Source organism: Paracidobacterium acidisoli (genome assembly GCF_003428625.2).
GTDB lineage: Bacteria > Acidobacteriota > Terriglobia > Terriglobales > Acidobacteriaceae > Paracidobacterium > Paracidobacterium acidisoli.
In genome coordinates, this window is sequence record NZ_QVQT02000003.1 from 689,017 (window position 1) to 701,829 (window position 12,813).

Consider the following 12,813-nt stretch of genomic DNA (forward strand, 5'->3'; position numbering starts at 1 on the left):
CTACTGCATTCATCGCTCTTCCCGGAATGTTTAGGAAGCCTTTCAGCATGTCACACGCAGGACAGCTCATGCAAATGGGCGTACATGAGCGCAGGAGGGGTGGAGTGTCCCTGCTCCAGCCGCTGCGCAGCAGCGTTGTTCTTTGTGCGTCACAGATGGGGACCAGACTTCGTGTTCACCGCTATGACGGCTGCCCCTGCACCGCCGGGAACTTCCGTACTAATGCTCCGAGTTTCTCGGCCCAAGTCTCGAGCGTAATCGGGTCCGTGCGGAATTGGTAGCGCACGGCGCTTCCATCTCCATCGGGGGATCGAACCTCACCTTTCACCACGACAGCAGACGATCCTTCTAAGGCCAGGCTGATGTCCCAATCGCCCTCGACCGTGGTAAAGCTCAAGCTGCCTTTTAACGACTTCGCAATTTCGCGAACTTGGCGGCAGAGCCTTTCCAGTTCGACTGTCGTCAACGCAAGAGAGATTGAGCCTTGAAACGGTCCAGCGGTAACCTGAAGGGCTGCCCGGAGCCAATTGCGGTCATCAACTGCCATCGCATGACTATTCTCATACTCATCGATGGCGAGTATTAGCCGACCCCCTTCACCTGACAGCAGTGCCTCCATGCTCATCCTCCTCACCGCGAAACCGTTTTTACAGTCACCACGTCGCCCGTTGAATTGGTTACAACCTGAACACCGTCACCAGTATGGGTAAACGTTCCGGGGTCATTGCCCGGTCCGGGCGTACCATTCGTGATGACGTCCTCTACGACTGACGAAGGGATGCCTCTTCCTTGCATTTGATCCAACGCGTGGCCCGTGAACTTCCGCCCGTTAATTACCTCAGGGGAGTTTGTGCCCGGTGTGACATCAATCGGGTTTCCTCGCCGCCCAATCGGCGTGCTGGGATCGGTACCCGTTCCGCGTCCCGGCATCTCCTCTAGAGTTATCCCGCCAAGTCCCTCGAGCCCAATTGGGAAAACAATATCCTGCTGAATACTGCCTGGGTACAGTTGCCCTGGATGCTGCTCTTGCCAAAGCGAAGCTGCACGCTGCTGGGCCCGTTGCTGATCGAGCTGGTGTATTTGAGCTTGCTTCGTATTTGTGGTCCATTCATGATAAACGAATTCGTTCTTTACTTCGTTAACAAAATCGCAAAGCCATTGCGGCCAACAGTGCCCATCGGCATCAATATGAATCAGGGGGTTGTTCCCCGCATATTCATAAAGATTCAAGGTCTGCGGATTCTCAAGGTCTGCGTACGGTACAGGCTCGGGACCACCGTCATCGAGGTCGTCGAAATCCGGCGACATGAACCGTCCCATGGCATTGCTGTAATATCTGGCCCCGAAGTAGTCGTTGCCGCTCTCGGTATCGCGTTCTTTGCCGGTGAAGACCTGTTCTGTGGCGCTGACGCATGGGGTGGAGGTATCGCCGAAGGGCAGGCTGGCGCAGGTTTCCTCCAGTATTCCGTCGGCCGAGGTCTGCGCGCGCAGTGTGCCCAGCCAGTCGGTCAGGCGGAAGTGCAGCCCCTGATTGTTGTAGGTAGCTATCAGGCTGCCGTTGGCATAAACGTTCGTGTGCACCCAGTTGCCCTGCCCGTCCTGTTCCGTCATCTGGTTGCCTGACTGATCGAGCACATAGCTGGCCGTCAGCGTGAAGCCGTTGGTGGCCATATTGCAGCTCCACTGCGTGATCGTCCCCTTCGCCACCCGGTTGCCATCCGCATCGTAAAGGTAGCCGGTCCACGACGTGCCTCCGCTGATCGAAGGGGCAGCCACTGCACAGACGCGGCCCTCCCCATCGTACAGATACTGGTTCTCACCATCACCCTGCATGTCCCCTGCCGCGTCGTAGGATGGCGTCGCAGGAATAGTTCTTGCGTTGGTGCTGGCAATCTGATTCAGGCCATTCGGACAAGTATAAACATTAGACAGTACTCCTGAGGGAACCGCCTGGTTTGAACAGGTTGTATTCGGATTAGCCTGAAGCGGCTGGCTCGAGCCGTACTGATTCAGGCGGTTGCCAAAGGAATCGTAGACCCAGGTATAGTTTGAGTACGGACTGTTCGTGGAGTTGGTAGAAGCGATAGTCAGGCGGTTCAGCGTGTCATATCCAAAGTTCCACGTGCCCATGACATAATCCGTATACGAAACCAGATTGCCGTTCGGCGCATAGCCGCTCGGGCCATTAGCGGGAGTAATGACGTAGTTATAGACCATGCTCTGCGAGGGGGTGCCGTCGCTGCCCCCACTGAGATTGCCGCTGGTCGGATTAAACGAAGGCTGGTTGAAGTCCTGCGTGTCATAACTGCCGGTGACCGAGTATGCATAGTCGGAGGCCGAGCCCGTCTGGTTCGCGGTTATGAGCAGATTCTCCTGGTTATTGGAGCAGGAGGGAGAGGAGCCCTGCGGCGTGACAGTTGCCACAGCTCCAGGAAGCGCATTAAAGGCGGAGGCGAGATCAGAGGCAACCGAACAAGCCGTTGAGCCCTGACCATAATTCACGGAGACGGGAACTCCATTGATAGTCAGTGTGACCATATGCATGGATGCCCGATGCACTACAAACAGCCGAGGACGAACCGTCGATATTGGACTGAGAAGATTGACCGAAATATCACGCGAGACCGCCGCAACAAGGACACTTTACCGGCACACGGATTGAGCGTTCTCCGCTTCCGGGCACACGATGAGGCCAAGGCATAGCGGAGAGCGGCTCAATACTCAATAGATGATGTGTTGCCGGAGGCCAGCATCAATGGATAAGCTGGTCCCCGCTGAGAGAGATATCCATTGTCAGGCCCCGGCATGAGATTGCTGAACGATGCCGTGGATGAAAGCTGCTTGTGTGCCTTTACAGGCTCAAGGCGTGCTGCGCTCGCTCAAGCCAGCATGACCCTGAGAGCAGCTGCATAGTCCACTTTAGGGCGATAGCTTTTGGGAAGCTGTACCTGGAGAGCGTCTGCTTGTTGGCTCCAGTCGAGCGTTACGTCTGTTCCAAGAAGTTCGACGCGCGCTACTTTACCAGGGCTTGTCGCAGCAGACAGTCCGAGCGACTGCACCAGGATCGGCTCGGCGGGCCAACCGAGCACCATCGCATAGATGATGCTGTTTGGCTTGTTGCGGCTAAAGCGAATGTCCTTTTCACCCAGTTTGTTCACGCTCCCGCCCTGGAACGAACCGGCCTTGACCATATTGGGGCCTTCACCGGAGATCTTCCACGGCCGCGTCTCATAGATAGCTTCGCCGTTGACCTCCATCCAGGAGGTTATGCCATCGAGCACTGCGATTTCCTTGCTGTCAATGGTTCCGTCTGGTCTTCCGGGTACATTGAGGATAAAGGTGCCATTTTTGCTCACGGTATCGATGAGCCAGTGAATCACATCGCGCGGATGCAGATAGCCTCCGTATTCGCCCTGCTTCTCATACAGGGAACGCTGGTAGTGCCACCCGCCAATGCAGGTCTCCGACTGCCAGGGATACTTCATAATCTCGGCGGTCAAACCGCGCTCATAGTCGGCAACGACTGCTTTGACAAGCCGGTCTGGAACGTCTTTGACGTTCAGGACGGCGTCCATCTTGCCGCCGTTTTTCTTCAGGCTGCTGTTGTAAAAGTAGGCGCCGATATTCATTCCAGCCCAGCCGAGCGGAAGGAGCGAGTCGTCGAAGTAGAGAAGGTCGGGATTGTGCTGATCGATCAAGTCGCGCGTTCGATCGTAGAAGTTCTTGACGTATGAGACATCCGGCAGCGCCTCGGGTGGATGCTTCACGCAGTAAAGATTCTGCGGATTGAGCCCCTGCCACCACTGTTCCCGGCCCTCCGCCTCAGTCAGGGCTCCGTCGTAAGGAACGCCGGCAAGAGGTCCGGACTTGTCGGCACCGTGAGAGGGTTGAAACCACCACCAGTTTCTGGCCTGATGTACAGTAACGCCGAATCGCAGTCCCTGCTTGCGGGTCGCAGCTGCCCATGTGCCGACCACATCTCGATGTGGACCGAGGGCTGAGGAATTCCAGGGGTGATGCTTCGAATTCCACGCGTCGAAATTGTCATGATGGTTAGCCAGGGCGACGAAGATTCTTGCGCCTGCCTTCTTGTAACGTGCGATCAACTCGTCGGGATCCCAATTAAGAAGTGTCCATTGCGCGCAGAGATCTTTGTACCCGAAGCGCGATGCCGGCCCATAATGATCAAGGTGATACTTGTACTGCCGTTGCCCTTCGATGTACATGTTACGGGCATACCAGTCACCCGCCTCGGGGACACATTGTGGAGTCCAGTGCGCCCAGATTCCAAACTTGGCATCGCGATACCAGTCCGGAGCTTCATACTCGAGCAATGAATCCCAGGTCGGCTTGAAGGGGCCTTCGCCGGCGAGGTTGGCGATCGGTGATTGCAGCGGAACATCATCCCATGTGCCGCCCGCCACTTGTAATGGAGAGGGATTGTAGTTCCATACCGGCGGCTGCCACGTGGACTCATCCAGTTTTATCTCGACGATCCTGCCGTCGGCCACTTTGTAAAAGATCCTCTTCTCTGGTGGCAGCGCGCAAAACGCGGCGTAGTCCTGTGTGTATTGATTGAATCCTGACGACGAGCCGAATTGACCGCCGGCCGAAATCCGGGCATAGGAAGGAAGGGCCGTGGAAGCGGCTGTCATTGCAAGAAATTTGCAGAATTTCCTTCTTTTCATATGTTCCTTCGCTTTTTGTCGGTCTGTTCAGCATGGCGAATCTCATAGCTTAGCGGCGCCCATCGCTTGTGATGAACGACCTCAGGTTCGTCATCATGAAATCGCCACCGGCTAAACAGTCGCGGTGCGAAGTCTTTCAGGCCGTGCCCCATCATGCGCTCAACGCTGGAAAAGGTTTTCATGAGCCGTTCTCCGGGAGAAAAGGAACGATGGAAATCGTATACCAGCTACCTCTCTGAATAAAGCGATTTATTATCTTGTTTTCAGCGCCATGCTCTTTGTATAGTCTGATGACTCCGTTTTTCCAGCGTGGTGACGCTTCGTAGAATAGCGGCTGAAGGCGGCCGGGAAAGCGTTTGCTGGAGGGTGCATGGGGGAGACATGTTTCGTCTGGTCCTGCTGTTTTTCGAATTACGGGGAGCTGCCAGAATCGCGGGTGCCGTTCTTCAGCAGGAATCTGTCCTTTACGGGGGGTTGCCGCGAGTATGCGGAAGCGGTTGTGCTGGGCCGACTGCAGCGCGACTCATGCATGACTGGAAGGCGATGGAGAATCGCAGCGAGCAGCAGATGCAAATCGAATGTGGGAGGTACCCGGAGGGACGCTCGGAACTACGTTGCCAAATGAGACCTGATGTCTGTCGCACGAGGCCCGCAATCATTCATTACTCATTCGCCTGGAGAAACGTATGAAAAGCAGAATGAAGCGAATTACCGGCTGTGTACTTGTGTGTGCAGGAGTGCTCTTCTCTGGCTCGACCCTGCAAAGTGCGGCGGCTCAGGATTCGGCGACGCTCCCTTATATGAATTCCCGGCTTTCAGCGGAGCAGCGGGCGACCGACCTGGTGCATCGCATGACGCTCGAGGAAAAGGCTACCCAAATGCAAAACAACTCCGCCGCAGTGCCGCGTCTCAATATCCCGGCATATCAATGGTGGAGCGAGGCGCTTCACGGGGTCATTAACGAGGGTGTCACCGAGTATCCTGAGCCGATTGGTTTGGCGGCCACCTTTGATGCGCCGGGAATTCACACCATGGCGGCACAGATTGGAATCGAAGGCCGCATCAAACATGTGCAAAATCTGCGAGAAGGACACACCGGGATCATGGGAGGCCTCGACTTTTGGTCCCCGAATCTCAACATCTTCCGCGACCCGCGCTGGGGCCGCGGGCAGGAAACCTATGGGGAAGATCCCTATCTGACGAGCCGCATGGGTGTCGCGTATGTGACAGGATTGCAGGGGAATGACCCGAAGTACTACCTTGCTATCGCGACGCCGAAGCACTACGCCGTGCACAGCGGGCCGGAACCGACGCGCCACTTTGCGGATGTAGATGTGAGTAAGCACGACGAAGTGGATACCTACGAGCCCGCATTCCGCGCGGCGATCGTGGAAGGCAAGGCCGGGTCGATCATGTGCGCATATAACGCCATAAATGGTGAGCCGGCATGCGCGAATCAATATCTGCTGCAGGATCAGCTGCGCGGCAAATGGGGCTTTCAGGGATATGTAGTGTCCGACTGCGATGCAGTCCGCGATGTTGCCGCCAATCATCGCTATCGTGCGAGCCAGGCACAGGGCGCGGCAATTTCAGTCATTCGCGGTATGGATAATGAGTGCGTAACATTTACCTCTCGCTTTGGCGACCCGGTCGAGAAGGCGTATATCGATGCCGTGCAACAGGGATATCTGCCCGAGAGTACGCTCGATACAGCGCTGATTCGCCTCTTTACCGCACGGATCAGGCTGGGCATGTTCGATCCGCCTGACATGGTCCCCTACACGAAGATCGATGAGAAGGAACTGGACAGCGCCGAACACCGTCAGCATGCGCGCAAACTCGCAAACGAATCGATGGTTTTACTGAAAAATGACGGGCTTCTTCCACTGAAGCCGGAAATCAGGAAAATCGCTGTTGTCGGTCCACTTGCCGATCAGACCCAGCCGCTGATCGGGAACTATGCGGGTCAGCCCACGCATATCGTGTCGATCATGGATGGCCTCAAGGCTGAGTTTCCAAATGCGGCCATTACATACGTTCCTGGAACGCAGTTCCTCCGCACTGACGGAACACCTGTACCGGATTCCCTTCTGACCACGCCAGACGGCAAGCCCGGACTGAAGGCTGACTACAACGAAGGCATGCGCGGAGGGCCAGGATCTGAGACGAAGCCTGTCCAAATCCTGAGCCGTACTGAGCCCAACGTAAAGCTCACTAAGGAGAACCTCCCATCCCAGGTGGCGGAGAAGAAAACATTCGGGGCGCAATGGTCGGGATTCCTGACGCCGAATGAATCAGGCGACTTCCTGCTGGGTATACGCTGTAAGGGCTTCTGCCGACTCGCAGTGGACGACAAGCAGGTCACTCTTACCTACGGTGGCGGCAACGAACCTGTTTCCCAGGCAGGCCGCGTTCACCTTGAGAAAGGCCGCAAAGTTGCGCTTGAGTTCACCTATGGGGCCAGAAACGGCAATGCACAGGCAGAGCTGATTTGGACCAGGGCGAATAATGTCCCATCCCCGGAGGCGATTGCCGCTGCCAGAAACGCCGACGTTGTCATTGCCGTTGCAGGCATTACCAGTCAGTTGGAAGGCGAAGAGATGCCGGTGAGCGAGCCCGGCTTTCTGGGCGGGGACCGCACCAGCATCGACTTGCCTCGGCCGGAAGAAGACCTGGTGGAAGCCGTGGCGGCTACAGGCAAGCCTCTCGTTGTGGTTCTCATGAATGGCAGTGCTCTGGCGGTTAACTGGATCAACCAACACGCTGATGCGATTGTGGAAGCATGGTATCCCGGCGAAGAGGGAGGTGCGGCTGTCGCAGAGACGCTGAGCGGTAAGAACAATCCCGCTGGCAGGCTGCCGGTCACGTTCTACACGGGTGTCGACCAGCTACCAAACTTCGAAGACTACGGGATGGCGAATCGGACCTATCGCTATTTCAGCGGCAAGCCGCTGTACCCCTTCGGCTATGGGCTGAGCTACACGAAATTCAGCTATAGCGATCTCAGTATTCCCACATCTGCCATTGCCGCCGGACAACCCCTCAGCGCTGATGTCACGGTCACCAATACCGGCAAGGCTGCGGGGGACGAGGTTGTGCAGCTTTATCTCAGGTTTCCCCAGGTTAAAGGAGCGCCCCGCGTTGCTCTGCGCGGCTTTCAGCGTATTCACCTCGAAGCTGGTGCGAGCAGGCAGGTTCATTTTGATTTGAAGCCACGCGATCTGGGCATGGTCACGGAAGACGGCGATCCGATTATTGCGCAAGGGGATTACACGATCAGCATCGGTGGAGGCCAGCCTGAGACAACAGCGCCTGTCGCTACCGGTCACTTCCACATCGATGGTCAGTATGCTTTGCCTGAATAACGCAGCTTGCCGGTCGGCAGCACGACTCCGGCGTAAGTAACACAGGTTCTGCAATTGCATCGGAAACGATCTGCCTGATTATCGGCAGGCGATATGTAAAGGAGAGGCATTCATGTCGGGATCTTCAAGCCGTATCGTTCTCACTCGCCGCGAGGCGCTGCTTCTTTCCGCATCTGCGGCAGTAAACATTGCAACCAGCCAGTCCGCTCTCGCCTCTGACAGCACCAGGACAGCGGCGCACCAGGAGCCCGGCAACGTCTCTACGCCGCGCTCGGCGGTTGCGAAAACGCAGTACGGCAAGGTGCGTGGTTTTCTGGACGGTGGTGTATTGACCTTCAAAGGTGTCCCCTATGGCGCAACCACGGCCGGGGAGAATCGCTGGCTTCCAGCCAGGCCACCAGCACCGTGGAACGATGAATATCCGGCACTGATCTACGGTGCGAACTGCCCGCAGAATCTGCATACCTGGACGGGCATCGAGCAAACGTTCCTCTTTGACTGGGATGACGGTTGGCAAAGCGAGGACATGCTTAAGCTGAACATCTGGACGCCGAGTCTGACGGGAAAGCGGCCGGTGATGTTTTACATGCATGGCGGCGGGTTCAGCTTTGGGTCGTCATACGAGTTGCCATCGCACGAGGGCGCGCAGATGGCCCGCCATCACGATGTGGTGCAGGTGTCGGTGAATCATCGCCTGAACATTCTCGGGTTCTTCGATGCCAGCGAAATTGGCGGCTCGGCGTATGAGGATTCGGTGAACGTCGGTATGACGGACCTTGTGGCGGCGCTGAAGTGGGTTCACGAAAATATCGAGAATTTCGGCGGCGACCCAGATCGGGTGATGATCTACGGGCAGTCGGGCGGCGGGTCGAAGGTGACAACTTTAATGGGCATGCCTTCGGCGGTGGGGTTGTTCCATCGTGCTTCGGCGCAGTCGGGCGGCGGCGGGAATATTCCCGGCAGAGATCAGCAGAAGGAACTATCCCGGCAGGTAATGAAAGAACTCGGGCTTGCGCCGAATGACATGGGAGCTCTGCAGAAGATGGAGTGGGCGAAGCTGTTTGCAGCGGGCAATGCGGCAGCGGCGAAGATTAATCCGACGGGCCCGCCGATGGGGGGACCGGGAGCGCCGGGCACACCGCGGGTTGGGTGGTCACCATGCGTCGACGGCAAAGTCATCAACATGCGTTCCTTTTTCGATGCTGCTCCCGAAATTTCGAAAAATGTTCCGATTCTCATCGGCTCTGTCAGCGAGGAGGGCAATCAGATGTCCTCAAAGCCTACCGAAGAGGAGTGGCATGCCAACCTTGCCAAAGCCTATGGCGACGAAAAGGCAACCGCAATCGTAAGTGCGCTGAAGAACGCCTATCCGCACAAACAGATTCGAACGTTGTCATATATGTGCAGCGGCAGACCAGGGCTGAACGGCCTCTCCATGCGTAACAACGTAGTGAAGATGGCGCGGTTGAAACACGAGCTGAAGGCCGCTCCCGCCTACGCCTACTACTTCACCTGGCAGACGCAGATTCTGGACGGCGTGGGTGGAGCGTGGCACACCGCCGAGCTTCAATTCTGCTTCGACAACACCAGGCGTTGTGAGCAAGGGACGGGCAATACACCCGAAGCACAGGCATTGGCGAAGAATATGGCGGCGTCCTGGGCCGCGTTCGCCGCAACCGGAAAGCCAGGCATATCGGGACTCACCTGGGATCCAACTGATCCTGAAACGAACAGGACGATGGTCTGGGATAACGAATGCCGTATGGTGAACGATCCCGAGGGACAGATTCGGAAGTTGATATTGGCATGAACTGTTGATTTGGTTCTTGATGTCGCGAATGGTGCGTGAGTCTGCGGTGCGAACGACGCATGTCGCAGGGCTTTCACAGCACAACGCCCATCCGCCGAACAGATCAGGAAGCTTGATAATGCACTCATCCAGCGGAGAAAAGTCGAGGACTACACCTGGCATGAACCGACGCAACTTCCTCATCCACTCAACTGCTGCCGTCGCAACAGTTTCACTTCATTCCACCCCGCTCATTGCCGATGTTGCCGCAGAGGAAGCGCGCGTTACTGTGCTTGTGGTTGATACAGATCGCGCGTCTGTCCCCATAGACAAGCGCATCTACGGTCAATTCCTGGAGCACATCAATCACTCCGTGGAAGATGGTCTCTTTGCCGAGCAGATCCGTGGCCCGGGTTTCGAAGGTCCGGACTTTCAGACCTATTGGGAGCCCATCTCTCAGCAAGGCCATGTCGAAATTGCCGAGCTCGACTTCCAGAACGGCAGGAAGAGCGTGCGCCTTCGCGTCGACGGTGGAGAGGCAGGCATTCGGCAGAGACGCATCTTTGTTGAGGCCAACACGAAATACGATGGCTCCTTTTGGGTCAAGAAAGAAAATGGGTCTCCGAAGCTCACCCTGCGCATCCTCAGTTCAGATGGCAACGTCATCGCATCACTTCCGCTTGCGTTTACCGGAACCGACTGGCACGAACTCCCATTCTCGTTCACCAGCCATCTCCGTGATACCCAGGCCTCCATCGAGATCATTGCTACCGGGCATGGCGCGCTCCTCATCGACTTCGTCTCTCTCATGCGTTCCGATGTCCGCCACAACGGGATGCTCCGTCCCGACCTCCTCGACGCCCTCCGTGGTCTCGAGCCGTCCTTCATCCGCTGGCCTGGAGGCTCCTTTGCGTCCACGTACAAGTGGAAGGAAGCCATCGGCCCTTATGTCTCTCGCGGCTATCATCCAAACGTCTATTGGGGTAACTACTCTGGCTACGCCGGCTTCGGCACCGACGAGTTCCTTGGACTCTGCAGGCGTCTCAACTGCGAACCTCTCATTGTCCTCGCTGCTCCGACAACCAAACAAGAAGATCTCGATTACGCCATGAGCTGGGTCCACTATCTCAACGACCCATCCTCGACCGAGTGGGGCCGCCTGCGCGCACAGAACGGCCATCCCGAGCCTTACAATGTCCGCTACTTCCAGATCGACAACGAGCCCATGAACAACGGATTCACGCCGGAATCCTATGCCGAAATCGTCAACTTATATGGCAATCGCCTTCGTACCATCGTTCCCAACGCCCGCATTGTGGCCTGCGGTCAAAAACGTTCCAGCGATATGGACTGGAGTGAGAAGGTCATCGATATTGCGGGTCAGAACTTCGACATTCTCGGCTGCCACAACTATGAGTACGAGCCGGACAACTTCGCGTCCGGCATTGACCGCATTCGCGGCTACCTCACGAAACTCTGCGATTATGTCCGCGCCTCCGGACATCCGAACATTGAAATAGCGGTCCTCGAATGGAGCCTCCAGCACACCTATGACTGGCGCGCCGGTCTCCACGCTGCAGGCAGTCTCATCCTGTATGAAGAGCTGAGCCCGGGCCTCACCATGACCTGCCCCGCTCTTCTCATGCGCAACACCACTGATGATCCCAAGTGGACCTCGGCTATCTATCACGATCACGTTTCCTGGTTTCCGGGTGCAAGCTACGTAGTTGAGAAGCTATTCCGCCAGCATTTCGCTCCGCGCTATCTGGCCTCCGCTACGGGCTCTGTACGAGACGCCGCCAACCGCACATTCTTCTTCGATAAAATCTCCACCCGGATTCCCTCCGGCTGGCTGCCCGACTCCGTCGATGCCATCGCCACCGCGAGCGATGACAATCGCCGCATCGTCATCAAGGCGGTTAACTACCGCGACAATCGCAGTACTCTTCTCATTCGCCTGCAGGGAAAGGCCGCTCCCGAGCGCGCCACCGCGATCCTCCACACTATTAACGCACGACTCAACGCTCAGGCCTCATTGGAGAGCCCTGATGTCATCGCTCCTGTGTCCCGCCCGGTCACGTACGCAAAAGATCTTACCATTGACCTTGATCCCTATACCGTGGCTGTTCTCGAGATCCGCACAACCTAAGCTCGGCCAACCCTCATCAGGATCATTGCCAGGAGTTGCACATTCACCGCGATACCCGTGCTGAAGCCAGGCGTAACGACTCAGGAACCCGCCATCATCGCCATCGTCATTAGGACCAGAGGAAAGCGACATGAAGAGAATCTTCTGCAAACCCTTTCGGGTTTCGACTATTCCTGCAAGCCAGCCTCTGAGCGGCAAACCGAAGAAGCGGACCCTGAAAAATTATGGTACCGATAAAGGCGTGAGCAGCACCTATGCATCACTACGATCTCTCTCGGCGATCATCCTGGCTGTCAACCATAAGTGATCGTTTCTAAAATGCGAAATTCCGAGGCCTGCTTGTGCGACGGGTTGAAGAGGTAGTTCATCGTCTTCGGAACGATCACGCTTGGAATACGAAGCAGAACGCTTTCGTTGCTCTCCAGCCATATTGTTCCCAGATCGCGCGTTGCTTCCAGGCGTGTCCGCCAGTTTTCGGGCAACTCTTGCACTTCGATTGACGGCATATTGATATCGGGACCTTCAATCCTGAGCAATGCTATCTTTATGCCGTGAGCGTATACGCGCTGAATGAAATCGAGGTACTGGTCGTTGTTGATGATTCCGGCGCGAATAACGCGCACTCCGGCATTCTTCATGTTGTCCAGGATGGTGTCCTGCTCCTGGGGCGTCAATTGTTCAGGGTGATTCAGAAGGTTTACGCCGACGACTGCATCCCTGGCCTGCGCCGAGGCCAGTGGCATCAGCAATATGCATTCGAGAAAAATGATGAGGCAGGCAAGTTTCTTCATGCCATAACTCCGATTCCCCGATGCGTCTGAA

The 12,813-nt window shown here is 56.5% G+C and carries 8 protein-coding genes; 3 read left to right on the forward strand and 5 right to left on the reverse strand.

The window, feature by feature from the left end; translation table 11 throughout:
- Window positions 1–181: 181 nt before the first annotated feature.
- The 4 genes from D0Y96_RS10610 to D0Y96_RS10625 all read right to left on the reverse strand — a co-directional run bounded on the left by D0Y96_RS10610 (window position 182) and on the right by D0Y96_RS10625 (window position 4,870).
- On the reverse strand, window positions 182–619 hold the full coding sequence (locus D0Y96_RS10610; RefSeq protein ID WP_147325011.1) for a WapI family immunity protein: 438 nt from the start codon (window positions 617–619) through the stop codon (window positions 182–184).
- 11 nt (window positions 620–630) lie between these two features.
- On the reverse strand, window positions 631–2,424 hold the full coding sequence (locus D0Y96_RS20720) for an RHS repeat-associated core domain-containing protein (protein ID WP_215601618.1): 1,794 nt from the start codon (window positions 2,422–2,424) through the stop codon (window positions 631–633).
- A 455-nt stretch (window positions 2,425–2,879) separates the two neighbouring features.
- On the reverse strand, window positions 2,880–4,688 hold the full coding sequence (locus D0Y96_RS10620) for an alpha-L-fucosidase (protein ID WP_117299474.1): 1,809 nt from the start codon (window positions 4,686–4,688) through the stop codon (window positions 2,880–2,882).
- The gene (locus D0Y96_RS10625; RefSeq protein WP_117299476.1) at window positions 4,685–4,870 is read right to left on the reverse strand and encodes a hypothetical protein; all 186 of its coding nucleotides are present in this window, start codon (window positions 4,868–4,870) and stop codon (window positions 4,685–4,687) included. The genes D0Y96_RS10620 and D0Y96_RS10625 overlap by 4 nt, the downstream gene beginning before the upstream one ends.
- A gap of 618 nt (window positions 4,871–5,488) precedes the next feature.
- On the opposite strand from D0Y96_RS10625, the gene D0Y96_RS10630 reads away from it, so the two are divergent.
- From D0Y96_RS10630 to D0Y96_RS10640, 3 genes are all read left to right on the forward strand, one after another.
- Window positions 5,489–8,053, forward strand: a complete 2,565-nt coding sequence (locus D0Y96_RS10630) for a glycoside hydrolase family 3 C-terminal domain-containing protein (RefSeq protein WP_252263646.1) — start codon at window positions 5,489–5,491, stop codon at window positions 8,051–8,053.
- A gap of 112 nt (window positions 8,054–8,165) precedes the next feature.
- Window positions 8,166–9,863 carry a carboxylesterase/lipase family protein gene (locus D0Y96_RS10635; RefSeq protein WP_117299479.1) on the forward strand — a complete coding sequence of 566 codons (1,698 nt, stop codon included), beginning with the start codon at window positions 8,166–8,168 and terminating at the stop codon, window positions 9,861–9,863.
- Window positions 9,864–10,023: 160 nt separating this feature from the next.
- Entirely contained in the window at window positions 10,024–11,991 is a 1,968-nt protein-coding gene (locus D0Y96_RS10640; RefSeq protein ID WP_117299482.1) for an alpha-L-arabinofuranosidase family protein, read from the forward strand.
- 293 nt (window positions 11,992–12,284) lie between these two features.
- Here the strand turns inward: D0Y96_RS10640 and D0Y96_RS10645 are convergent, their stop codons facing one another.
- Window positions 12,285–12,782 carry an RES family NAD+ phosphorylase gene (locus D0Y96_RS10645; RefSeq protein ID WP_117299484.1) on the reverse strand — a complete coding sequence of 166 codons (498 nt, stop codon included), beginning with the start codon at window positions 12,780–12,782 and terminating at the stop codon, window positions 12,285–12,287.
- Between the last annotated feature and the right edge of the window lie 31 nt (window positions 12,783–12,813).

Excerpts from the sequence above, each read along its gene's own strand:
- D0Y96_RS10635 (WP_117299479.1), top strand. The coding sequence starts at position 8,166 with ATGTCGGGATCTTCAAGCCGTATCGTTCTCACTCGCCGCGAGGCGCTG.
- D0Y96_RS10620 (WP_117299474.1), bottom strand. The coding sequence starts at position 4,688 with ATGAAAAGAAGGAAATTCTGCAAATTTCTTGCAATGACAGCCGCTTCC.
- D0Y96_RS10625 (WP_117299476.1), bottom strand. The coding sequence starts at position 4,870 with ATGAAAACCTTTTCCAGCGTTGAGCGCATGATGGGGCACGGCCTGAAA.
- D0Y96_RS10640 (WP_117299482.1), top strand. The coding sequence starts at position 10,024 with ATGAACCGACGCAACTTCCTCATCCACTCAACTGCTGCCGTCGCAACA.
- D0Y96_RS10630 (WP_252263646.1), top strand. The coding sequence starts at position 5,489 with ATGAATTCCCGGCTTTCAGCGGAGCAGCGGGCGACCGACCTGGTGCAT.
- D0Y96_RS10645 (WP_117299484.1), bottom strand. The coding sequence starts at position 12,782 with ATGAAGAAACTTGCCTGCCTCATCATTTTTCTCGAATGCATATTGCTG.
- D0Y96_RS10610 (WP_147325011.1), bottom strand. The coding sequence starts at position 619 with ATGGAGGCACTGCTGTCAGGTGAAGGGGGTCGGCTAATACTCGCCATC.